The organism is Aeromonas sp. QDB17 (genome assembly GCF_027705305.1).
Classification (GTDB): domain Bacteria; phylum Pseudomonadota; class Gammaproteobacteria; order Enterobacterales; family Aeromonadaceae; genus Aeromonas; species Aeromonas caviae.
Genome location: NZ_JAPDBP010000001.1, coordinates 182,062 through 204,999, shown reverse-complemented (window position 1 = coordinate 204,999; position 22,938 = coordinate 182,062). Strand labels below are relative to the sequence as shown.

Sequence of the window (22,938 nt, the reverse complement as noted above, 5' to 3'; positions counted from 1 at the left end):
CTCGCGCCAAATCGGGGACGAGCAGTGCTCGCCCTGATCCGATATGGCCCCTATGCCGGTTGCGGCTGCGCCATCATCCCTGATGGCGCTCCTAACCCGTTGAACTTGACTCGGCGGTTTGCAGGGGGAACCCAATACCGTGCCCGCCCGTGGCTTTAGCGTTCATGTTGGCCGCAGCTTAAGGCTGAGGTTTTTATCTAATGTTTAGTGATGAGGATTTTAAACTTTATCTTATTTCAAGCAAAATAATCACTTGGTGTTAATATCTCGTTCGAAAAGATCATCTATTTCATCAACATGTTCGTTCACAAAATATTGCTCTTTTTCATGTTGTTCATCCCTGAATCCATCAAAATAATTAGACATTTGACCGTATATGTCAAATGCATCAACAATAGATTCAACTGTATCGTCAGAAAGAGGGATTTTGAGTTCATTGAAGTTTTTTTGAATTAATTTAAAAAGACTTTCCGTAGCTTTGTCTTCATTATCTGGATAGTCATAATCAAAGACTTGATCTAGAGGGAAAAGATCATCTGCATTAGCTACAAAATAGTTTCTTGCAAAGCTTTCCATTTCTGGATATAGCTCTGATTTGAAGTCATCAGACAGGATGCTCATCAACTCTGAGATAGCTTTTATCTCTAGGTAGCTTGTCTGCATCATAAAGGCGCGTGTTATAAAATTGTGCGCGTCTTGCTGAGTTGATAGGGATTCTTTTATTCGCCAATAAAATATTTTAGCAATATCCTTTAGGTATCCGGATTCTTTTGAATTGACGACGAAGTCAGATGCTGAAAATATTATTTTGTCATTTTTTAGCATGCATCCCAGATTTTCAATATAACTTACTAAGACTAATGAGATATATTCAGGGCTATATCCTAAGTAATTTTTACTATAGGCATTTTTTAGAATGTCATGAAGAATATTTGATGTCACTGATGAGTCAATGAATTTGTTTGTAGCGAGATCTAATAGCGACCTTATTGATGAGGTTGAATTTAGGCTACAAAATCCAGCGCGCAGTGATGGAATATCAGATTTATAACGATGGAGTACGTAATCACCAATAGATGGATTAAAGAGGTTAATTATTACTTCATTATCAGAAAGCATCGTTCTAGTGAGCATTGAACCAACCAAGTGCTTCAATATTTGAATGTAATCACGACGTCCTTGTATTGCTCTGGAATCTGAATGAGCAATGAATTTTGAAAAGGCCTCAGAAAGCTCACTCTGATTGATTGGACGTGCATTTAGTGTAACTAATAAAATGACTGCGCGGCCACAGTCGTCATGCTGTGCCTCGAAAGGATTTTCCCAAACTGTTGCTGGATTATCTAGAAGTTGTTGTACGTATTGCCAATAATCTATAGGATGGCAATCTTTTAATCTATTGTTATCAGTGATGTAGTTAATAAGCCTTGGATTATAGTTATTATGTTCAATTATCTTTCTATATCTTTTGTTATGATATATTTGATCTATTATTGCTGTTTCCAATGAAGAGTGCCAAATATGATTGTATAGTATTTTTGCCTTATCAATTTTTGAGAATGAATCAAATGACACCTCAAATTCGTTGTGTTCTATATTATGTTGCTGGAACACATCCATGAGGATTTTACCTTGATTTAGAATTGTCGTTCTAGATGTCAGGATAAATTTCTTTCTACTATTACGTGATATCCTTTTTATGAACTGAACTATATGCGAGCCTTCATGACCATTTAATGCTTCTAAGTAGTTTCGACCTAAAAAATCATCGAAATAAAATATTTGTTTTTCATCGTTATTGAATAAAGTTTCAGCTTCTTTGATTTCCTCTGCTATTTGAATGAAAGTAAACCCTTGACTTACGTAATGTAAGGAAAGATGGTTTGCTAGGGTGGTTTTTCCAATTCCTGCTGGGCCAGTTATAATGACTGTTCCAAGTTCTTGTAGTTTTTTTAATGCTAGTTCATGATTTTTTGTTCGCACATAAACATGAGCAGAATCTTGTATTTCTTGTAATGAAAAGATGCTGCGATCGTATACTGGCTTATTTATAATATACTGAAGTACATTTGTGCTTTTAATCCAAAGTTTATAATGACGCATTTCTATGTCACGATTAACTGATAGAAGATCATTGAGGTCTTCTCTTCCTAAGATGTCACTTGGCGATATAACATAAGGAGATAAAGCAATTTGAATATTAGCTTTATCATTTCGTGAAAGTGGATTTGATACTATTAATATGTATCGTGATGGTTGTAGTTTTTTTATTTTTGGTAGTTCAGTTTTCTCAATGTGAGATCTTAGCTGTTGGAATGATGAGGAAGGCCAGTGTTTGGCCTGTAGAATTGTCTCTGTTCCATTTGGATGAAAAAAACGACCATCAACACCAGCATCACGTCCTGGTTTGAAACGTTCATATTTCACATTATCTCTTTTGCTAAGAAGATCTGTTGCGAGAATTTCAAATTCTTTGTCATTTAATGTGCTGAAGTCATAGTCACTCATAATAAATGTGGCTCTATATGGTTTTTAGCGATTTAGATTTTTATAATGTTTGAGATGCTATATATTGTTGTGGAATAATTACTCAGCGTCAGGTTATTTAATGGTCGGGCTGAGAACTGTGATTTATATAACTAAGTGGTACGTCGGTAAGAGCATTTTTCCAGATTATACAATGGTGTGTTAGAGTATTTCGGAAGAGAGAGAAGCTTAAGTCTTAAGAACGACTTTCCACTACCCAGTATTTACCATCGCTACATGGTTTATCATTTTTTCCCCATCGAGTTACTTTGTTTTTGCCATCACCCATATCGAGTTCTAGCCAAAGTAACTTAGAGCTTTTAAATATGAAGTAGGCGGGTTCTTCAATGCTTACGTTTTGTGGTTCTTTTGGGCTGCAAAGTAAAAAGTGAGGCCTTACATTTGGCCATGTATTTTCATCGCCGAAAATAGCATTGAATCGTTTGTTTTTACTGTTTAACTGAGCGTTGCTAAAATAGCTATCGCCTTTAGCCTCAATCATCACAATATGGGTTGTATTTTCGTGGTCAACAAAGGCAAGAAGAAAGTCGACATCCTCTTGAGTGCCTGATATTTGCAAGTCTATCTGTTGTTTATTGTCTATGAAGTTGCGTGGAAATGTTTTTTTATCATGCTCTTGGATGAGAAATAAACTGGCATAGATCCAGTCAAGATGATAGTCCATTGCGGCAAAGTATTCGCTAGGGATTGTGGTGTCGATGAGTTTAGATATCTCCGCAAGCTGTGTTTTGTCCATGCGAAAGTCTGGATTTCCCAGCATTTGACCGACCAAGTAAAACCGCTCTTTACGGTTAAATGACTTCAGGTTTTCAATTAGTTTATTGCTCATATAAATTCCGAAAGGTTCGTCTCTTAAAATGAATATATGGTTCAGGCCGTAGGTTTGATTAGCGAAGCGTAATCGGACGTTCGAGAAATAAGGTGTTATTACGGTGAAATACTCACTATCGGGCCTTCAATACAAAACCGTTTCCCGATAGGGACATCTGCTGCTTGTCGTTGTATTCACCATGATTTTTTCACCTATGCAACCATCTTGATAAGGTTTGTTGCATAGGTGCGACAATCTGATCTCGCCATGGGGTGGGCGAGGGGTTGGCTCTGAGAGAACAGCCCTCCCGACCCTGACCCCGTAAACACAAGGTCATGGTCAATTAACTGGCTTCGGTGCTGCGGGTTGGGTGTTGCCCCCCTGTTGTTCGCCGAGGTGAGGGCACAAGGTCAGGAGCGCCGTCATGGACGACGGCGCAGACGCAGGCGGTACAGGGATGTACCGTCTGCGTCGTTCCGCCAGACCTTTTGCCTGAACCGAGGGAACCCGACGCAGGAGGGCGAACAAGCGGGGGTGGCCTTTCTTTTGGTGACTTTTCTTTGGCCACGCAAAGAAAAGTCACTCGCCAAGCCGCGCAGCGGCGGCGAAACCCCATCGAGGGCAGCGCCCTCGTGTCCTGCGCGGCGAAGCCATGCCATTCACACGTGGGACGGCATTGCACCAGGCAATGCCGTTACCGACCCCTCACCCTAACCCTCTCCCCCAAGGGGAGAGGGGATCAAGCCGAAGTCTCCGAGGCTGGCGGGCGAAACCCCGTCGAGGGCCGCGCCCTCGTGTCCTGCACGGCGAAGCCGTGCCATTGAGGCGTGGGGCGGCATTCGCCAGGCAATGACGTTACCGACCCCTCACCCTAGCCCTCTCCCCCAAGGGGAGAGGGGATCAAACCGAAGTCGCTGAGGTTGGCGGGCGAAATCCCGTCGGGGACGGAGTCCTCGCGTCCTGCACGGCGAAGCCGTGCCATTGAGGCGTGGGGCGACATTGCACCAGGCAATGCCGTTACCCACCCCTCACCCTAACCCTCTCCCCCAAGGGGAGAGGGAATGGTTACCGCGGACGATTACGCTGCGCTAATCGACCCTACACGCTTATTGCACCCAACAGGCTTATTGGCACCTTACCCCTTTCCCGCATAAGGGAGAGGGGACGGTTACTGCGCGGCGAAGCCGTGCCATTCACACGTGGGACGACATTGCACCAGGCAATGAGGTTACCCACCCCTCACCTTGACCCTCTCCCCCCAAGGGGCGAGGGGATGGTGACCGTGGGCGAATACGCGGCGGGAATCGAGCCGGCACCCAGGGGCGAGGGCAGGGTTGTGTCCCTGTGTTTCGCATGGCGACGCCGCTTGGGGGCCGGTTATGCCAAAATGTGAACAAATCGATCTTTCCCCCGGTCAATCGCGGTCTCCTGCTTGTCGGGCCCGCCCCGAGTTGGCTAAGGTGGTCGCCCATTACATGCACGCAGTTGTGGAGGTAGGCATGGACAAGTTATTGCTGGCGCTCTCGGAGCAGGTGATCAAGGCGCGGGATCTGGAGAGCCTGACCCGCCCTTTGCTGGAGATGCTGGAGTCGGTGACCGGGCTGGAGTCGACCTATCTCACCGAGATTGACCTCGGGCAAAGCAGCCAGCATGTTCTGTTTGCCCGCAATGCGGCCGGGCTGCTGATCCCCGAGGGGATGACGGTGGAGTGGAGCGATACCCTGTGTCGCCGTGCCATCGACGATGAGATTAGCTACACCGACGACGTCGCCGCTCTGTGGGGGGACTCCCAGGCGGCCAGCGAGCTCGGCATTCGCTCCTATCTGAGCAGCCCGGTGCGCACCTCTACCGGCTCCCTCTATGGCACCCTGTGCGGCGCCAGTACCGAACAAAAGCCCGCGGTGGCGGGGGCGCAGCAGCTCATCGCCTTCTTCGCGCACCTGATTGCCGAACAGGTGGAGCGGGAGCAACTGCTGCGGCAATTGCAGCAAGCCAACGACGAGCTCTCGCGCCTGGCCCTCTCCGATCCCCTCACCGGGCTCCCCAATCGCCGCGCCCTGATGCTCGAACTCACCCGCCTCTTCTCGTTGTCGGAGCGGGCGGGGCATCCGGTGCTCATCGCCTTTGTGGATCTCGATGGCTTCAAGGCCATCAACGACGAGCATGGCCACGAGGCGGGGGACAGGCTGCTCACCGCCATGGCGCGGCAACTGGGGGAGACCCTGCGCGGCGGCGATCTGCTGGCCCGCTTTGGGGGGGACGAGTTCGTGGCCGTGGGCATGGGGCCTTTCCCGGACGCCGACACGCTGGACGGGGCGGTGGCGGCGTTTCGCCAGCGCCTGTTCGAGCACAGCGTGCTGTCACTGCCGGTGGGGGACAAGGTGATCCATTATCCCGGTGCCAGCGTGGGGGCGGTGGCCGTGATGCCGGCCGAGGTCAGCGTCGAGGAGGCGCTGAACCGGGCCGATGCGAGCATGTATGCGGTCAAGCGCCAGCGCCGGGCCGCAGGGGAGGGCGGGAACCCGCCCCCTTCCAGTCAGGTGTCTGCCCCGCGATAGCAGCGGGGCGGGTTGAGAGGGCACAGGGTGGCGCGTCCACCCGGGTGCCAGTCTGTTTTCCCTTTTATCAGTTCGGAGCCCATACCATGGTTCATCTTCTTGCCCGCCGTGTGCGCGCCCTGGCCGGGCGGGCGGCCACCCTGGTGGCCGGACTCTGCGAGTTTCAGCAGCGCATCTGGGTGGTCAGCATCGTCAAGGAGTCCTACACAGATACCTTCGTGGTCAACGAAGGGGGCTTCGAGGAGCCCTTGCAATGGATGCGTCGCAAGGGCTACAGCGCCGAGATGCTGGCCAGGGTGGAAGCCATGGCCCGATCCCAGGTGCTCCAGCTCGAGTGCGCCGGGCAGCATCACCGTCTGATGCGGGTGAAATAGGGGCGAAGCCGCCCCCGGATGGCCTGGGCGGCACCGCCGCCCGGGCATTGACCACATATCCTGCCGCCCTCTTCGTGTCAGACGGGGAAAATGGGTCGCCAGTCATGATTTTTCCGTGGTTCTCTCCGGTTTCAGGCCGCCGGAGTAGACGCAAATCGCGGAGTTGTAGCTGTTGAAGGTGACCGCGTAGTTGAAATCGCAGAAATAGGCCGGGTGCTTGGTGGCGACAATGTCTCCCGCCTTGCACTTGTCCTGCATCCCCTCCACCAGGGTGTCGTTGTTTGACCCGAGACAGGCCTTGCCGGTGGTCTTGTCACCGCCGCAGGCCATCAGAAGGGCGCAGACCGAGAGACTCATCAACCATTTCGCTGTGTTGTGCATGTGTATTCCCAAGAGATCGCAGAGATGGCGGGGAAGGGCGTGAGCGCGGCGCTGCCCGATGAAGGCGGTCGGCGGGCACGCTGCCGCCCCTGACTGTCGCTGCCACCGTGCGCCCTGCCCCTTGCCGTGAAAAAGGGGCCAACAGGCTCCTGCGCCCTATATTACGGACCCGAGGCGGTCTGCGTCACCCCTTGTCGTTGCAAGTGGCGAACATTAAACGGGTTTCGTGCGCTGGCTCAAAGGCGGGCCGGGGCCTTGGCGGCCCCGGCGGGGGAAGGGGTCAGGGGGAGGGGAAGTATTTGTGCTGGAGCTGCTGGAAGTCGCTGCTGGCCAGCACCTGTGTCAGGCCGATCTGGAACTCCCTGACCAGGGCATCGTCAACCGGGTGGCTGAAGGCGAAGCAGTACTGCTCGGAGCTCAACATCCAGCGCACCTCGAACTGGGCGGGATCCAGCTGCTGGGTCTTGATGAGATCCAGCAGGGTGGATTTGTTGCTGGAGATCAGCTCGACCCGGCCCGAGGTGAGCATGCGCAGGGCCTGGGAGAGGCGGTTGGCGGTCATGATCTTCTGCTCGTCGAAGCCGGCGTTGAGCAGCAGTTGCTCCCCCACATCGGATCGCACGGCGCCTATGGTGTAGCGCTGGGCATCTTCCAGGCGGGTCAGGGTCAGGGGCCGACTGGCGAGCCCCATCAGCACTATCTCGGCATAGCCGATGGGGCAGGCCCACTTGAACAGGGGATTGCGCGCCTCGGTGCGGGCGGTGGAGAAGAGCACCACATTGGGTTTCTGGGTCAGCAGGTAGTAACCCCTGGCCCAGGGGAGGATGCTGACGGGCTGGACAGGGGTACCGGTCTTTTGCCACACCAGGTGCAGCAGGTCGATGGCAAAGCCGGTCGGGGCGCCATCCTCCCCGGTGAAGTTGTAGGGTTTGTACTCTTCGGTGAGGTAGTGCAGGCTGGCGAGCGCCGGGCTGGCCTGGGTCACGGGAGTGCCCCAGACCATGGCCGCGAGGGCGGCGCAGGCGACCAGTCTGCGAAGGGGGACTGCAATGTCTATGTTCATCCTGACCGTCCTGCTGCCGAGTGCCCAGTTTCAAGTGTTGCCAAGTCACGGCGTTTCGCCACCCGGCGAAGACGTTATCCGCCGGGGGCCGTCATTCTCTCGCCACTCACAACCGTGTCGGCGCCCCCTTTTTACCAGGCCGGGCGGGTGTGACCCAGGGGTGTGAACGCCTCGTCCCTCAGCCCCACCAGCAGGGTGCTGCCATCCTCTTGCAGACGAAACTCGCCGTAGCGGGCCGACTCATATTGATCTCCCGTGCCCTCTTCGAAGAAGAAGGCGTCAGGCCCGATAAACCACTGGCCGTCGCGCTGGCGCACCTTGAGCAGGCGCTCCCCCGGGCCAGGGGCCTCGGGCTTGCCCTCTTCTACCCAGTGCACCACCTGATGTTCATCCAGGCGAACGACCAGGGTGTGGGGGCCGATGGCGGCCTGGCGGCCCGCCAGCTGGCGGGCGAGGGCGTAGTTCAGGCGCATGTAGTCCCCCTGCATCAGGGAGCGGGGGTCGACCGGTGCCAGCTCGATCAGCACCACCTCCCCCTGGCTCATGGCGTGCTCGAAGCGCCAGACGGCGGCGTTGATGCCGGCGAGCAGGGCAAGACCGGTCAGCAAAAAGGCGAGGCGTCTCATGAGGGGCTCCCGTTGTGAAGGTGCTTGAGCCACTGACGGGTACCGAGCAGCAGGGCCCCCGAGGCGAGCAGCAGCCAGGACTTGGTCATCAGGGTCAGCCCCAGATCGTAGTAATAGAGGGAGCCAAAGCCGAGCAGCAGGAGGCCTGCCAGGGTCATCAGGGCCAGGCTGCCGGCGTAGAAGCCGAGCACCAGCACCAGGGCGCCAGCCCCCATGCCGGGAATGATGGCGCTGATCACCACCAGCGGCAGCCCGTAGCGCAGCGGCAGCCTGAGGCGAACCATGACCGCGAGCAGCAGGGCGGCGCAGAGCAGGGGATTGAGCCAGAGAGGCAGGCGGGAGCTGCCGAGCTCATTGAGCACGCTGGTGCCTCCCTCCCACAGGGGGTGGTGCAGCCGTCCCAGCACCAGCAGGGAGAGTGCCAGCCCCAGGGTGAGGGATTCATAGAGCAGATGGCGGGCGGGATCGCGCTCCGCCTGCAGCCAGCACAGGGCGACGGCGCCCATCACCAGCGGCAGGGCCAGCAGGTGCAGGCCGAGGCAGGCGAGGGCGAGGGTGAGCAGGATGGCGGCGGCGAAGCTGTGGAACAGCCTGATCAGCCAGTGCTCGAACAGGGCTGCCACCCCGAGGGAGAAGGCGGTCAGACCGAACCAGAGCCACGCGACGTTCAGAGCCAGCCTGTCCAGCAGGCCGTAGAGCAGCCAGGTATCTGCCGCCAGCGCCAGCGCCAGCACGAACTGATCCCAGAGATCGCTGCGGGTCGCCATGCGGTTGAGACCGAGGGCGGCGGCCATCAGCACCATCCCCATGGTGAGGGCGTTGTTGGGGTCGCGGGTCAGCTGCTCGAAGGCCATGAAGAGGAAGAAGAGCAGGAAGAGGGCGGCTATCCAGCCCACCATGCCGAGCAGAAAACGGCCCGACCAGTGGGGCTGTTCATCCCGGGGGGCATCCCCTTCCACAAGTTGGGCAGCACGCAGGCGCTCCCAGGGGGTGAGATCAGACATGCTGCCTCCGTTGTTGTTGCAGCCAGCGGCTGGCCATCACCGACAGGCCGATGGCGATGAGGGCCAGCAGCAAAAAGCCGTTCATGTCCGGCTCCATCCACTTGCCAAGGGCCGCGAGGATCACGGCGATGAGGCTCAGGCACCCCATGGCGAGCCCGGCGATGAACCTGTGGTGCCAGCGCAGGTAGGCGGCGCCGAGCCAGGCGAGCCAGGCAGGCCAGACCCAGGGAGAGGCGGCATCGAACAGGGCCAGCAGGGTAAGCAGGGTGATGCCGAGCCCCGCGGCCAGCCCCGCGAGCCAGGAGGGCATCAGGGCGTAGCGGGCGGGCACCAGGATGAGCAGACCCCAGAGGGCGGCGTTGAGCAGGGTCAGGCACCAGCCGAGGGCCTCCTCGTTGAAGGAGAAGAAGAGATCGAGAAGGCCGAGCCGCCAGTAGAGCACCAGGGCGAGCTGACCGAGCAGCCAGGCCAGGGTCCAGAGCAGCGGGCTTCTGCCAAGGGCCGCCAACGGCAGCAGCATCAGGGCCCAGGTGGCGAAGAGCTGCCAGGGGTCGGCGCCGGTCTGGTAAGTCTGGCCCACCAGGGCGAGCAGGGCGCCGAGGTTGAGGGCCAGGGCCAGCAGCAGGGCCTGGCGCGGGGTATCACTCATGGGTTTGCGCCAGAGCACCAGGAGCATGGTGAGCAACGGCAGCTCCAGCAGGGCGAGACGTGAGAGGCGCCCCAGGGCCTGCCAGTTGAAGGCGACGAAGAAGACGAGGCCGGCGCCAAGGCAGAGGCAGCCGAGCCAGAGCAGCAGCCTGTCGAACAGCCACTGCCAGCGGGCAGGGCCGGGGGGCAGATCGCACAGGGCCAGGGCGGCAGGCAGCGAGGCCCGTGGCAGGCGGCCGCGCCTGACCCAGTCGAGCAGGGTCTGTCTTGAGGTGAGGTGCATGGGGGCTCCTGAAGCCGTGATGCCTGAAAGATAAGGCATTATGGCACGGCGAAGCGTCTCGGGGCAGGGGCGCCGTCGGCGCTGCGACACAGGTCGCGGCACGGGGCCATGTCTTTGCACTAAAAAGGCCCCCGCCGTGAGGAGGGGGCCTGAAGGACGTCCGGGGCGGCGGTGGCGATCAGTGCTCACGCTGATCCCCCGCCGGCTTCTATGGAGGTCAGGCGAAGATCAGGGTGGAGATGCCAAGCCCCGCAAAGAGGATGGCGCAGGCAATGCGGATCCCCTTGAGGGGGAGCTTGTCGGCCCCGAGCTTGCCGAGCAGCACCACGGGCACGTTGGCCAGCATCATGCCGAGGGTGGTGCCGGTGATCACCTGGATCAGGGAGTCGTACTTGGCTGCCAGCAGCACGGTGGCTATCTGGGTCTTGTCACCGATCTCGGCGATGAAGAAGAGCACGAAGGTGGCCATGAAGGGGCCGTACTTGTCCAGGGAACTCTCTTCATCGTCCATCTTGTCCGGCACCAGGATCCAGGCGGCCATGGCGATGAAGGCGCCAGCGACCAGCCAGGTCATCACCTTGGGATCCATCCAGCGACTGATGAATTCCCCTATCCAGGCGGCACCCGCGTGGTTGAGCAGGGTGGCAGCCAGCATGCCGGCGATGATGGGCCAGGGTTTGCGAAAACGACAGATGAGCAACAGGGCCAGCAGCTGTGTCTTGTCGCCGATCTCGGCGATGGCAACGCTGATGGTGGAGGTTAACAAGGCTTCCATAAAAATGACCGGGGGACGGAATTGTTATAAACCAAAGACAAGCCTGTGCCATCCGTCCCCGGTTTTGGCACTGGCCCGTCAAAGGTCTTGTCAAATCCGGCATTGCCCGGATCACCCTGACCATGGTGAGTTGGCACCAAGTATGTTGATCAGGATCGCGCACGAAACGGGTCCGTGGCGAGACTACTCCCCCTCGATGGGAGCGGGCATTCTAGGGAAAAACCCCCGGTGAGGCAAGGCGCGGGATGGGGAATTATCCCCCCACCAGCTTGACCTGAAAGCCGGCCTTCTCCAGTTCGGCCTTGATAAGGTCCCGTTTGTCCCCCTGGATCTCGATGATCCCCTCCTTGAGACCGCCGCCGGTACCGCACTTCTTCTTGAGCAGGGTGGCGAGGGCCTTCTGCTGGTCGACGGGAACGCCGTGGATGCTGATGACCCCGGCCCCCTTGCGTCCCTTGGTCTCGCGGCGGATGCGCACGACCCCGTCGGCGGGGAAGGGGGAGGCGTGCTGGGCGGGGGCGGATTCCTTGATCATGCCGCCGTCCGTGCTGTAGACCAGGCGGCTGTTGTTGTCGTGACTCATGGCAATACTTTGTCGGTTAGCTAAGCGGAGTTTGATTTTACGCAAATAAATGTTGAGGGCACAGCTTATAATCCCCCCCATTAAAAGCGAATTATTCTTGTTTAACTTCAGGAGCCCGTCATGGTACTCACAGAGCTGTCGCCGGGACAGAGCGCTCGCATCACGCACATGAACCACCTTGGCCGCGCCTTGCGGCGCAAGTTGATGGTGATGGGGCTGCTGCCCCAGACCGAGATCCTCTATCTGCGGGCCGCTCCCCTGGGGGACCCGCTCCAGATCCAGTGCCAGGGCATCTGCCTCTCCATGCAGCGGAGTCTGGCCCAGCAAATCGAGGTGGAGCCGGTATGAGCTACAACCTGGTCACAGTGGGCAATCCCAACAGCGGCAAGACCTCCCTGTTCAACGCCCTGACCGGCTCCCGCCAGCAGGTGGGGAACTGGAGCGGGGTCACCGTCGACAAGAAGATGGGGGCCTTTGCTGCCCGCGGGCAGGAATACACCCTGGTGGACCTGCCCGGCATCTATGCCCTGGCCAACCAGGAGGCGAGCCTGGACGAGCAGATCGCCAGCCGCTTCGTCCAGCGCCAGCAGCCGGATCTGCTGCTCAACGTCATCGATGCCGCCAACCTGGAGCGCTCCCTCTACCTCACCCTGCAACTGCGGGAGCTGGGGCTGCCCATGGTGGTGGTGCTCAACAAGATGGATCTGCTGCAAAAGCGACGCATCACCATCGACGAGGCCTTGCTCGCCAAGGCGCTGGGGTGCCCCGTGGTGTCGCTCTCGGCCCACAATCGCCAGCAGGTGGCGGCCTTCAAAGAGGGGATCCACCAGTTTATCGGCCAGTCCCAGCCCGCCCTGATGCTCGACTACGGTCAGCCCCTCGAGGGGGACATTGCCGAGCTGGAGACTCTGCTCGCCCCCCATCATCTGCATCGCCGTGGTCGCGCCCTGCGCCTGCTGGAGGAAGACATCGCCATGCAGGAGACCCTGGCGGCGGGGCAGCAGGCGGCGGCCGACAACGTGGTGAGCCGCGCCCACCACGCCCAGGACATCGACCTGCAACTCGCTGATTTGCGCTACGGCCATATCCACCACTGGTGCCAGCAGGCGTGCCGCCATCAGGACAAGCTCACGGTCGCCCAGAGCGAACGGCTGGACAGGGTGCTGCTCAACCGCTGGGTGGGCATCCCCTTCTTCCTGCTGGTGATGTACCTGATGTTCATGTTCGCCATCAAGGTGGGTAGCGCCTTCATCGATTTCTTCGACATCCTCGGGGGGGCCCTCTTCGTGGACGGGGTGCACCACCTGCTGGGGCTGATGAATGCCCCCGACTGGCTGGGGGCCGTGCTCGCGGACGGCGTGGGTGCCGGTTTGCAGACGGTGGCGACCTTCATCCCCGTGGTGGGCTGCCTCTTTCTCTTCCTCGCGGTGCTGGAGAGCTCCGGCTATCTGGCCCGCGCCGCCTTCGTGGTGGACGCCCTGATGCGTCGCCTCGGCCTGCCCGGCAAGGCCTTCGTCCCCATGCTGATGGGCTTTGGCTGCACCGTGCCCGCGGTGATGGCGACTCGCACCCTGGGGTCGGAGCGCGAGCGGCTGATGACCTCGGCCATGGCGCCCTTCATGTCCTGTGGTGCCCGTCTGCCGGTCTACGCCCTGTTCGCGGTGGCCTTCTTCCCCGAGTCGGGGCAGAACCTGGTGTTCGGTCTCTATTTGTTCGGCATCCTGGTGGCGGTGCTCACCGGCCTCTTCCTGCGCAGCACCCTGCTGCCGGGCAAGAGCGACTCCATGGTGATGGAGATGCCCGATTACGAGTGGCCCCGTCCGGTGGACGTGGGGCTGCGCACCTGGCAGAAACTCAAGGGCTTCATCTTCGGCGCGGGCAAGACCATCGTCCTGATGGTGGCGGTGCTGAGCGTGCTCAACTCCCTCGGCACCGACGGCAGCTTCGGCAACCAGGATCAGGAGAACTCGGTGCTGAGCAAGCTGAGCCAGTCCGTGACCCCGGTGCTGCATCCCATAGGCGTGCGGGACGACAACTGGCAGGCCACGGTGGGCATCCTCACCGGCATCTTTGCCAAGGAGGCGGTGGTCGCTACCCTCAACAGCCTCTACGCTGGCGGCGCCGGTGATGAGGAGGAGAGTGAATACTCCCTGCTGGGCAGCCTGAAAGCGGCGCTGGCCACCATTCCCGCCAACCTGGCGGACATCGACCCCGCCGATCCCATGGGGATCAAGGTGGGGGATCTGGAGGACAAGCAGGCGGCCGCCGAGGCCCAGGAGGTGGACACCTCCACCTACGGCAACATGCAGACCCACTTCGACGGCGTGGCCGGAGCCTTTGCCTACCTGCTGTTCGTGCTGCTCTACATGCCCTGCGCCGCCGCCATGGGGGCTTTGGTGCGAGAGACCGGTCGCCAGTGGGCCCTGTTCACCGCAGCCTGGTGCAACTACGTCGCCTTCCTGTGCGCCACCCTCTTCTACCAACTGGCGACCTTCGCCGCCCACCCGGCGCAGAGCCTGGTCTGGAGCCTGAGCTATCTGCTCTCCCTGGTGCTGCTCTGGTGGCTGGGGCGTCGTCACGGCGACATCGTCGCCCGCAAGGTGGTGACCCTGTGAAGGGGCTCATGGTCAGGGGCGAGTGCGCCGAGAGGGAGGGTATTCTGTGATCCTGCGTGAACTGGGGGACTATCTGGCCCTGCACAAGAAGGTGAGTCGACGGGCGCTGGCCCGCCACTTCCACACCTCCGAGGATGCGGTAGAGGCCATGCTCGGGGTCTGGATGCGCAAGGGGCGCGTCGCCAAGCGGGAGAGCCGCCTGTGTAGCGGCTCCTGCTGCGGCAAGCACGAAGAGGTGACGTTCGAGTGGTGCGAGCCCGGCCAGATAGGGCTGGTCCAGAAGGGCTGACGCCTGCCCATATGCAAAAGGGAACCCGAGGGTTCCCTTTTTCGTGGCCGCCGGGCCCGGTCTTAGAAGAGGTCGCCCTCGTCCTTGGTGGGCTCCAGGCTCCAGCCGCTCGCCGCCGCGCTGTTGCCAATCTGGCCCTTCTCCCGCCAGAGTTTGATCTTGAGGCGCAGGTTGTTCTGGGAGTCCGCGTTCTTCACCGCCTCCTCCTCGTCGATCACCCCCTCGACCACCAGATCGAACAGGGTACTGTCGAAGGTCACCATGCCAAGGGCCCTGGATTTTTCCATGATCTCCTTGAGGCCCCCAAACTCGCCGCGCTTGATGAGATCGCGCACCGTGTGGGTCCCGAGCATCACCTCCACCGCCGCCCGGCGCCCGCCGTCCGTGGTCTTCACCAGCCGCTGGGAGACAAAGGCCTTGAGGTTGTTGCCAAGGTCGTTGAGCAGCTGGGGTCTGCGCTCTTCCGGGAAGAAGTTGATGATGCGATCCAGCGCCTGGTTGGCGTTGTTGGCGTGCAGGGTGGAGATGGCCAGATGCCCGGTCTCCGAGAAGGCGAGGGCATGCTCCATGGTCTCCCGATCGCGGATTTCGCCGATGAGGATGACATCCGGCGCCTGGCGCAGGGTGTTCTTCAGGGCCGCGTGGAAGCTGCGGGTATCCACCCCCACCTCCCGCTGGTTGATGATGCTCTTCTGGTGGCGATGGACGAACTCCACCGGATCCTCGATGGTGATGATGTGGCCGCCGCTGTTGCGGTTGCGATGATCGATGAGGGCCGCGAGCGACGTGGACTTGCCAGACCCGGTGCCGCCGACGAAGAGCACCAGACCCCGCTTCTCCATGATGGTGTCGAGGAGCACCGGAGGGAGTTTGAGATCCTCGAAGCGGGGGATCTCGGTCTTGATGTTGCGCGCCACCAGGGAGACTTCATTGCGCTGCTTGAAGATGTTGACCCGAAAACGGCCTATCTGGGGCAGGGAGATGGCGAGGTTCATCTCCAGCTCTTTCTCGAACTGCTGTTTCTGCTCGAGATCCATGATGTCGTAGGCGATGCGGGCCACCTCGCCCGGCCCCAGGGGCTCCTGGGTGAGGGGGCGCAAGGCGCCGTTGAACTTGGCGCAGGGGGGGGCGCCGGTGGAGAGATAGAGATCGGAACCGTCCTGTTTGGCCAGGATCTGCAGCATGTCTCTCAATTCCATGAGGGGCCTCGTCGCTCAAAGGGCTGGGGGATGATGAATGGCTTGAGTGTACAGCCTCAGGCGCCGGTCAGTTTTTCGCGGAACACAAAAAAGACCGCGCCCAGGATGCACAGACCTGCCCAGAGGTAGTCCCACTTCAGGTCTTCTTTCAGATAGAAGATGGAGAAGGGAACGAACACGGTGAGGGTGATCACCTCCTGCAGGATCTTGAGCTGGCCGACGGAGAGCACGGTGTGGCCGATGCGGTTGGCGGGCACCTGCAACAGGTATTCGAACAGGGCTATCCCCCAGCTCACCAGGGCGGCGATGATCCAGGGTTTGTGATTCATGCTCTTGAGATGGGCGTACCAGGCAAACGTCATGAAGACGTTGCTGCAGATGAGCAGGCCGATACTGGTCATGATGGGGTTCATTAGGTTCTCCTTTTAAATCAATGCATTTTATCTCGACTCCATGGGTTTTCATAAGTGGTGCTTGAGGGTATTTTTAGCTCACAAGGATGTAACAAAAGAAGGCGAAAGCTGGATGGGCAAGACAAGCTGGGGTGCGCTTTGTCTGTTGTTTGCCTGCTGGGCGCAAGGTGCGCCGACCCTGACGGTGGCCACCGATGTCTGGCCGCCGTTTCGCATGCTGGCAGAGGACGACGACTTCCAGGGGCTGGATATCGACATTCTGCGCCAGTTGCAGGCACGCAGCGGCATTGTGCTCACCCTCAAACGGGTGCCCTGGGGACGGGCACTTAAACAGATGCAGACCGGTCAGGCGGATTTGATGATAGGGCTGGCTCACACCGAGGAGCGGGCCGCCTTCATCGACTACCTGCAGCCGTCCTATTACCAGTGCCGGCCTGCCTTCTATGGCAAGCCCGCCGCCGTGGCCGGCCTCAGGCGCTACGAGGATCTGCGGGGCCGCGAGATAGGCTATGTGCTCAACTCCGCCTACTTCCCCCCCTTCGATGGCGACACCCAGCTCGACAAGCACGGGGTCCCCACCGAAGACCAGTTGCAGCGCATGGTGGAGCGGGGTCACCTGCCCCTGATGATAGGGACCGACTGCCAGGTGGATTACGCCCTGAGCCAGCGCAACGACGCCGGCCTCGTCAAGGCGCCCTTCCAGCCCCCCAACCCGGTGGTGCTCTACCTCGGGATGAGCAAGCACTCACCCCACCACGAGCTGGGCCCCAAGCTGGCGCAGGCGTTGCAAGCCATGGTGGAGAGCGGCGAGATAGCGGCGCTGGCCAAGCCCTACCAGCCTTGACCTTGGGTGGTAACGCGCTGTTATCATGCAGCTTTCCTGCCTGCCCCCCGGCGGGCCTCGCTTCTTGGGGATCCCGTGTATCTCGCTCTCATCCGTCGCCAGCAGCGCTGGCAGCGCCGCTGGCTGCTCCTGCTGTCGCTGCTGACCCTGGCCCTGTTCCTGCTCTCCCTCGCCCTCGGGGAGTTCGTGCTGCTGCCCTGGCAGCCGCTGGGGGATCTGGAGCTGCGCATCCTGCTGGAGCTGCGCCTGCCGCGCGCCCTGCTGGCTCTGCTGGCGGGGGCCTCCCTTGCCTGCGGCGGTGCCGTGCTCCAGGTGATGCTGCACAATCCGGTGGCGGAACCCGGCCTGCTCGGCGTCTCGAGCGGCGCTGGGCTGGCCGCCATGGTGGCGATGGCGGTGGCCAAGGGGCTCGGGCTCTATCTGCCGGGCTGGGGGCTGTCGCTGGCGGCCTTTGGCGGCGCCCTGGTGGTGACCATGCTGCTCATCCGTCTCGCACGTCGGGCACGGCTCGGCCATGGGCGGCTGCTGCTGTTCGGGGTCGCCATCGGCATCCTCACCAATGCGGCCATGACCTGGCTGATGTATTTCGCCGACGACGGCGCCTTGCGGGAATTCATGTTCTGGATGATGGGCAGCCTCGCCTACGGCAGCCAGCAGCTCGCCTGGTGGTGGCTGGTGCTGCCCCTCACCCTCGGCTGGCTCTGCTGGCAGGGGCGGGCACTGCAACAACTGCTGCTGGGAGAGACCCAGGCCCGCCTCATGGGGCTGAACGTGGACAGCATGCGGGTACGCCTGGTGCTGGCGGTCTGCCTGCTCACCGGGGTGGCGGTCTCCCTGTGCGGCGTCATCGGCTTCGTCGGCCTGGTGGTGCCTCACCTGCTGCGCCTGTGCGGTGGCAGCGATCAGCGCTTCCTGCTGCCCGCCTCGGCGCTGGGGGGCGGCGCCCTGCTGCTCGGGGCCGATCTGGTGGCCCGCTCGGCGCTGCACGCCGGTGAACTGCCCATCGGGGTCATCACCGCCTCGGTGGGCGCCCCGCTCTTTATCTATCTGCTGCTGAGGCAAGATGCCGATGTGTCCCGCTGATCCCGCCCCCTGGCGGCTGGAGGCCCGCGCCCTGGCCATCCCCCATCGCCTCGCCCCCCTGGATCTGGCCTGGCCCGGCGGTCAGCTGGTGGCCCTGCTCGGCCCCAACGGCAGCGGCAAGTCCTCCCTGCTCGGGGCCCTGGCGGGCCTGCTGCCCGCCGATGGCGCCGTCTTGCTGGGGGGAGAGGCCATCACGACCCTGAGCTGGCCCGAGCTTGCAACGCGGCGCGCCATGCTGCCCCAGCGCCAGCCCCAGCTGTTCCACATCCCGGTGTTCCAGGTGCTGAGCCTGGGGCTGGAGGAGGGGGGCCCCGATGCCCAGGCGCAGGCGGTGGCGGATGTGTGCGACGCCCTGGAACTCGCGCCCCTGCTTGCACGGGACTTCAGCCGATTGTCCGGGGGGGAGCAGCAGCGGGTGCTGATCGCCCGCACCCTGCTGCAACTGTGGCCAAGCCTCAATCCGACCGGGCGGGTGCTGTTGCTGGACGAACCCCTGGCAGGGCTGGATCTGCATCACCAGATGGCGCTGCTGCGGCTGCTCAAGCAACTGGCCGCGCAGGGGTTGCTGGTGGTGGTGGCCATCCACGACATCAATCTGGCCATCGACTGGGCGGATCGCGTGCTCTGCCTGCAACAGGGCCGCGTGGTGGGGGAAGGGGACGTCGGGATCATCGACGAGGCGCTGCTGGAGCGGGTGTTCCAGATCCGCACCGATCGTATCGAGGCAGCCGGCCGCACCTGGTTTATGCCGAGTCTTTGAGAACGGGGCGCAGAGGAGAGATAGCGTTTGTAGGGTCGATTAGCGAAGCGTAATCGGCCGCCTGCAAGAATAAGGGGCCAGTATCAGGAATACTGGCCCCTTTGCTTTTATTCGCTGTTCAGCCCAGCTTGTCCAGACGTACCTTGGCCGCTTCGGCCAGCATGGCGAGCAAGGTCTCGGTGTCTACCCATGACAGGCAGGCATCCGTGATGCTCTGGCCGAAGGATGATGGCGCAGCCGTTAACCCTGGCGGGTTTTCTCCAGCCGCACCTGAGCGGCTTCTGCCAGCATGGCCAGCAGGGTTTCGGTGTCACTCCACGACAGACAGGCATCGGTGATGCTCTGGCCGAAGGTGGCGGCACAGCCGTTCTCCACGTCCTGACGCCCTTCCACCAGGAAGCTCTCGGCCATGATGCCGGCGATGCCGGTGCGGCCGCGGCGCAGCTGATCGCAGATATCCTGGGCCACCAGCAGTTGGCGGCGGTGATCCTTCATGCTGTTGCCGTGGCTGAAGTCCACCACCAGGCGCTCCGGCAGGCCCACCTGGGCCAGAGCCTCGCACGCCTCATCGATGCTGGCGGTGTCGTAGTTGGGCCTGTGGCCGCCGCGCAGGATCACGTGGCCGTAGGGGTTGCCGGCGGTGCGGTAGATGGTCATCTTGCCGTCCTTGTCCGGGGAGTAGAAGATGTGGCTGTGACGGGCGGCGCGCACCGCATCGATGGCGATGCGGGTGTTGCCGTCGGTGCCGTTCTTGAACCCCACCGGGCAGGAGAGGGCGGAGGCCATCTCCCGGTGAACCTGGGACTCGGTGGTGCGCGCCCCGATGGCGCCCCAGGTGATGAGATCGCTGATGTACTGGCCGGTCACCATGTCGAGGAACTCGGTGGCGGTGGGCATGCCGGTCTCGTTGATGTCCACCAGCAGCTTGCGGGCCAGTTTCAGCCCTTCATTGACGTCGAAACTGCCGTCCAGGCGCGGATCATTGATGAGCCCCTTCCAGCCGACGATGGTGCGCGGCTTCTCGAAGTAGGTGCGCATCACGATGCACAGGCTCTCTTTGTACTCTTCACGCAGGGTGTTCAGACGCAGAGCGTATTCGTGGGCGGCGGCAGGATCGTGGATGGAGCAGGGGCCGACGATGACCAGCAGGCGCTGATCTTCACCGGACAGAATGGCTTCCACTTGGCGGCGGGCATCCAGCAGGTTCTGGGCGATGGTGTCGGTTAACGGGAAGGCGTGCGCCAGCTCGCTGGGGGTGATCAGGGCCTCCAGGCGACGGGTGCGCAATTCATCGGTGTGAATGGACATACGACTCAATTCTCGAGTGGATAAGGTGGGCGGGATGCCAAAATGCAAGGGAATAAAATAAAGCAAAAGTCACCCGATGGAAACCTTGGGCGGCTCTGATAGGATGTGAACCCAAAAGCCATTTCAAATGAGGTAGTTATCGTGGCAAAGCCAGGCGCGACCGGGATCACCCGCATCATCAACGCAACCGGTTACAGCATGAAAGGTCTCAAATCGGCCTGGATCAACGAGGCCGCCTTCCGTCAGGAGCTGCTGCTCATCCTGCTGCTGATGCCGCTGGCATTCTGGATAGGTGACTCCCTCAACGAGATCCTGCTGCTCGTCTGTATCAGCTGGCTGGTGGTGATCGTCGAGGTGCTCAACTCCGCCGTGGAGGCGGTGGTGGATCGCATCGGCTCCGAGCATCACGAACTCTCGGGCCGCGCCAAGGATCTGGGCTCCGCTGCCGTCTTCATCGCCCTGGCCCTCAATGCCCTGGTGTGGGGTGCCCTGGTGGGCCGCAACCTGCTGGGCTGGTGGTAGGTTGCGAGAGCAACCTTTCTTCTGACATAAAAAAGCCCGTCATCACGACGGGCTTTTTGCTGCGCAGATAAGGGCTTATCAGTGCAGGATCCGGGCACGGATGGTGCCATTGATCTCTTTGAGACGGGCCAGGGCCTTCTCACTGTGCTCGGTTTCGACGTCGATGACCACGTAACCGATCTCGCTGCTGGTCTGCAGGTACTGACCGGCGATGTTGATCCCCTCGTCGGCGAAGATCTGGTTGATCTGGTTCATCACGCCGGGCTGGTTGCGGTGAATGTGCAGCAGGCGGCTGGAGCCCTTGTGGCCGGGCAGGGAGACTTCCGGGAAGTTGACCGCGGAGAGGGTGGAGCCGTTGTCGGAGTATTTGACCAGCTTGTTGGCCACTTCCAGACCGATGTTCTCCTGGGCTTCCTGGGTGGAGCCGCCGATGTGGGGGGTCAGGATCACGTTGTCCAGGCCGCGCAGGGGGGTGAGGAACTCCTCGTCGTTGGATTTGGGCTCCACCGGGAAGACGTCGATGGCGGCGCCGGAGAGGTGGCCGCTCTTGATGACGTCGGCCAGGGCGTCGATGTCCACCACAGTGCCGCGGGAGGCGTTGATGAAGATGGCGCCCGGTTTCATCATGCGCAGTTGCTCTGCACCGATGAGATCCTTGGTTGAGGCGGTTTCCGGTACGTGCAGGCTGATGACGTCAGACATGTTGAGCAGCTCCACCAGGTTCGGCACCTGGATGGCGTTGCCAAGGGAGAGCTTGTTCTCGATGTCGTAGTAGTAGACCTTCATGCCGATCATCTCGGCGATGATGCCAAGCTGGGTGCCGATGTGGCCGTAGCCGATGATGCCGAGCTTCTTGCCGCGGGCTTCGACGCTGCGGTTGGCCAGCTTCTCCCAGACGCCGCGATGGCATTTGGCGTTCTTCTCGGGAATGCCGCGCAGCAGCAGCAGGATCTCCCCCAGTACCAGTTCGGCCACGGAGCGGGTGTTGGAGAAGGGGGCGTTGAAGACGGGGATGCCGCGCACGTGAGCGGCGTCGAGGGAGACCTGGTTGGTGCCGATGCAGAAGCAGCCGATGGCCACCAGCTTGGTGGCGGCATCCAGCACCTTCTCGGTGATCTGGGTGCGTGAACGCAGGCCCACGAAATGCACGTCACGAATGCGCTCGATCAACTCCTCTTCCGACAGGGACGTCTTCAGATATTCCACATTGGTGTAGCCGGCTGCCCGAAAGGTCTCCACCGTGTTGGGATGGACTCCCTCCAGCAGCAGTACCTTGATCTTATCCTTGTCCAGCGAAAACTTGGCTGTCATGACGTTCCCTCTATTGTTTTGAAAAATGCGTTCAGGCTTGCAGTGAAGAAAACCGTAAAGTAGCAAAAACGTTTGGGAGAGGGAATATTTGTGACGAAAGTCAAATTCTTTGAAGTTATCAACGATTGTTGCAGATGTGCTGCTACAAGCCATTGAGGGATAACCAGAAACGGCGCCATGAGGCGCCGTTGTCCATTTGGGGCAGTCAGATTGACTGACCGGGGCGGGGGCTTGCCCGGAGGGAGAGGTCCGGGGAGCAGGCCTTAGTTGGTGATCACACCCTCGGGGGTGCCGATCAGCACAACGTCGGCGCCACGGTGGGCGAACAGGCCGTTGGTGACCACGCCCACGATGCTGTTGAGGCGGGTTTCCAGAGCCTTGGCATCGGTGATGGCCATGCCCTTGACGTCCAGGATGATGTTGCCGTTGTCGGTCACTACCCCTTCACGCCACACCGGGTTGCCGCCAAGGGCGCGGATCTCGCGGGCCACGTATTCGCGGGCCATGGGGATCACTTCCACCGGCAGGGGGAAGGTGCCCAGCACGTCGACGGTCTTGGTGTTGTCGATGATGCAGATGAACTGGTCGGCCACGGCGGCGACGATCTTCTCGCGGGTCAGGGCGGCGCCGCCCCCCTTGATCATGTCGCGGCTGGCGTTGATCTCGTCGGCACCATCCACGTAGACGGAGAGGGCATCGATGTCGTTGAGGTCAAACACCGGGATGCCGAGACCCTTGAGGCGCTCGGTGGAGGCGATGGAGCTCGACACCGCGCCCTTGATCTGGTCTTTCATGGTCGCCAGTGCGTCGATGAAGTGATTGACGGTAGAGCCGGTGCCCACCCCGACGATGGTGCCGGGTACCACGTATTTGAGCGCAGCCCAACCGGCCGCCTTCTTCATTTCATCTTGAGTCATGATGGATCCTTATGGAAAAAGCGG

At 60.0% G+C, this 22,938-nt stretch carries 23 protein-coding genes; 9 read left to right on the top strand and 14 right to left on the bottom strand.

Annotated elements, in window-relative coordinates; genetic code table 11:
- Positions 1-249: 249 nt before the first annotated feature.
- Positions 250-2,508, bottom strand: a complete 2,259-nt coding sequence (locus OKC41_RS00860) for a hypothetical protein (RefSeq protein ID WP_145983744.1) — start codon at positions 2,506-2,508, stop codon at positions 250-252.
- Between the two features lie 214 nt (positions 2,509-2,722).
- Positions 2,723-3,376 carry a hypothetical protein gene (locus OKC41_RS00855; RefSeq protein ID WP_270671591.1) on the bottom strand — a complete coding sequence of 218 codons (654 nt, stop codon included), beginning with the start codon at positions 3,374-3,376 and terminating at the stop codon, positions 2,723-2,725.
- 1,481 nt (positions 3,377-4,857) lie between these two features.
- On the opposite strand from OKC41_RS00855, the gene OKC41_RS00850 reads away from it, so the two are divergent.
- Together OKC41_RS00850 and OKC41_RS00845 are read left to right on the top strand one after the other, a co-directional pair.
- Positions 4,858-5,916: a sensor domain-containing diguanylate cyclase gene (locus OKC41_RS00850; RefSeq protein WP_270671590.1), complete on the top strand. Its 1,059-nt coding sequence runs from the start codon at positions 4,858-4,860 to the stop codon at positions 5,914-5,916.
- A gap of 86 nt (positions 5,917-6,002) precedes the next feature.
- A complete protein-coding gene (locus OKC41_RS00845; RefSeq protein ID WP_039041204.1) occupies positions 6,003-6,290 on the top strand; it encodes a hypothetical protein in 288 nt (95 codons plus the stop codon).
- A 102-nt stretch (positions 6,291-6,392) separates the two neighbouring features.
- On the opposite strand, the gene OKC41_RS00840 is transcribed toward OKC41_RS00845, so the two are convergent.
- The 7 genes from OKC41_RS00840 to OKC41_RS00810 all read right to left on the bottom strand — a co-directional run bounded on the left by OKC41_RS00840 (position 6,393) and on the right by OKC41_RS00810 (position 11,653).
- A complete protein-coding gene (locus OKC41_RS00840) occupies positions 6,393-6,671 on the bottom strand; it encodes a hypothetical protein (protein ID WP_029314742.1) in 279 nt (92 codons plus the stop codon).
- Positions 6,672-6,951: 280 nt separating this feature from the next.
- The gene (locus OKC41_RS00835) at positions 6,952-7,674 is read right to left on the bottom strand and encodes an ABC transporter substrate-binding protein (RefSeq protein WP_039041220.1); all 723 of its coding nucleotides are present in this window, start codon (positions 7,672-7,674) and stop codon (positions 6,952-6,954) included.
- Between the two features lie 191 nt (positions 7,675-7,865).
- A complete protein-coding gene (locus OKC41_RS00830; RefSeq protein ID WP_039041205.1) occupies positions 7,866-8,360 on the bottom strand; it encodes a GDYXXLXY domain-containing protein in 495 nt (164 codons plus the stop codon).
- A complete protein-coding gene (locus OKC41_RS00825; protein WP_270671589.1) occupies positions 8,357-9,364 on the bottom strand; it encodes a DUF4401 domain-containing protein in 1,008 nt (335 codons plus the stop codon). The genes OKC41_RS00830 and OKC41_RS00825 overlap by 4 nt, the downstream gene beginning before the upstream one ends.
- Positions 9,357-10,295: a DUF2157 domain-containing protein gene (locus tag OKC41_RS00820; protein ID WP_039041207.1), complete on the bottom strand. Its 939-nt coding sequence runs from the start codon at positions 10,293-10,295 to the stop codon at positions 9,357-9,359. Before OKC41_RS00820 ends, OKC41_RS00825 begins: the two co-directional genes overlap by 8 nt.
- A gap of 217 nt (positions 10,296-10,512) precedes the next feature.
- The gene (locus tag OKC41_RS00815) at positions 10,513-11,070 is read right to left on the bottom strand and encodes a TMEM165/GDT1 family protein (protein WP_010675206.1); all 558 of its coding nucleotides are present in this window, start codon (positions 11,068-11,070) and stop codon (positions 10,513-10,515) included.
- Positions 11,071-11,323: 253 nt separating this feature from the next.
- Positions 11,324-11,653 (bottom strand): translation initiation factor, encoded by a 330-nt coding sequence (locus OKC41_RS00810; RefSeq protein ID WP_010675205.1) that lies wholly within the window; start codon positions 11,651-11,653, stop codon positions 11,324-11,326.
- 120 nt (positions 11,654-11,773) lie between these two features.
- Here OKC41_RS00810 and OKC41_RS00805 point away from each other — a divergent pair, with 120 nt between their 5' ends.
- From OKC41_RS00805 to OKC41_RS00795, 3 genes are read left to right on the top strand one after another with little or no spacing between them, the layout of a single operon-like run.
- The gene (locus OKC41_RS00805; protein ID WP_010675204.1) at positions 11,774-12,001 is read left to right on the top strand and encodes a FeoA family protein; all 228 of its coding nucleotides are present in this window, start codon (positions 11,774-11,776) and stop codon (positions 11,999-12,001) included.
- The gene (feoB, locus tag OKC41_RS00800; RefSeq protein WP_270671588.1) at positions 11,998-14,268 is read left to right on the top strand and encodes a Fe(2+) transporter permease subunit FeoB; all 2,271 of its coding nucleotides are present in this window, start codon (positions 11,998-12,000) and stop codon (positions 14,266-14,268) included. Before OKC41_RS00805 ends, feoB begins: the two co-directional genes overlap by 4 nt.
- Before the next feature lie 46 nt (positions 14,269-14,314).
- On the top strand, positions 14,315-14,557 hold the full coding sequence (locus tag OKC41_RS00795) for a FeoC-like transcriptional regulator (protein WP_201927828.1): 243 nt from the start codon (positions 14,315-14,317) through the stop codon (positions 14,555-14,557).
- Positions 14,558-14,619: 62 nt separating this feature from the next.
- Here OKC41_RS00795 and tapW read toward each other — a convergent pair whose 3' ends face one another.
- Entirely contained in the window at positions 14,620-15,756 is a 1,137-nt protein-coding gene (gene tapW, locus OKC41_RS00790; protein ID WP_029314740.1) for a type IVa pilus ATPase TapW, read from the bottom strand.
- Positions 15,757-15,812: 56 nt separating this feature from the next.
- Positions 15,813-16,169: a DMT family protein gene (locus OKC41_RS00785; protein WP_010675200.1), complete on the bottom strand. Its 357-nt coding sequence runs from the start codon at positions 16,167-16,169 to the stop codon at positions 15,813-15,815.
- 112 nt (positions 16,170-16,281) lie between these two features.
- Between OKC41_RS00785 and OKC41_RS00780 the strand changes: the two genes are divergently transcribed.
- The 3 genes from OKC41_RS00780 to OKC41_RS00770 all read left to right on the top strand — a co-directional run bounded on the left by OKC41_RS00780 (position 16,282) and on the right by OKC41_RS00770 (position 18,856).
- Complete coding sequence (locus tag OKC41_RS00780; protein ID WP_223956519.1) at positions 16,282-17,013, top strand: ABC transporter substrate-binding protein; 732 nt, start codon at positions 16,282-16,284, stop codon at positions 17,011-17,013.
- Between the two features lie 75 nt (positions 17,014-17,088).
- Positions 17,089-18,096 (top strand): vitamin B12 ABC transporter permease BtuC, encoded by a 1,008-nt coding sequence (btuC, locus tag OKC41_RS00775; RefSeq protein ID WP_039041213.1) that lies wholly within the window; start codon positions 17,089-17,091, stop codon positions 18,094-18,096.
- Entirely contained in the window at positions 18,083-18,856 is a 774-nt protein-coding gene (locus OKC41_RS00770) for an ATP-binding cassette domain-containing protein (RefSeq protein ID WP_134997365.1), read from the top strand. Before btuC ends, OKC41_RS00770 begins: the two co-directional genes overlap by 14 nt.
- A 240-nt stretch (positions 18,857-19,096) precedes the next feature.
- Here OKC41_RS00770 and OKC41_RS00765 read toward each other — a convergent pair whose 3' ends face one another.
- Positions 19,097-20,164 (bottom strand): 3-deoxy-7-phosphoheptulonate synthase, encoded by a 1,068-nt coding sequence (locus OKC41_RS00765; RefSeq protein WP_041213104.1) that lies wholly within the window; start codon positions 20,162-20,164, stop codon positions 19,097-19,099.
- Between the two features lie 141 nt (positions 20,165-20,305).
- Here OKC41_RS00765 and OKC41_RS00760 point away from each other — a divergent pair, with 141 nt between their 5' ends.
- Positions 20,306-20,686 carry a diacylglycerol kinase gene (locus OKC41_RS00760; protein ID WP_039040385.1) on the top strand — a complete coding sequence of 127 codons (381 nt, stop codon included), beginning with the start codon at positions 20,306-20,308 and terminating at the stop codon, positions 20,684-20,686.
- Positions 20,687-20,764: 78 nt separating this feature from the next.
- On the opposite strand, the gene serA is transcribed toward OKC41_RS00760, so the two are convergent.
- Together serA and rpiA are read right to left on the bottom strand one after the other, a co-directional pair.
- A complete protein-coding gene (serA, locus tag OKC41_RS00755) occupies positions 20,765-21,997 on the bottom strand; it encodes a phosphoglycerate dehydrogenase (protein ID WP_039040384.1) in 1,233 nt (410 codons plus the stop codon).
- A gap of 263 nt (positions 21,998-22,260) precedes the next feature.
- Positions 22,261-22,914 carry a ribose-5-phosphate isomerase RpiA gene (gene rpiA, locus OKC41_RS00750; RefSeq protein ID WP_039040383.1) on the bottom strand — a complete coding sequence of 218 codons (654 nt, stop codon included), beginning with the start codon at positions 22,912-22,914 and terminating at the stop codon, positions 22,261-22,263.
- Positions 22,915-22,938 lie beyond the last annotated feature (24 nt).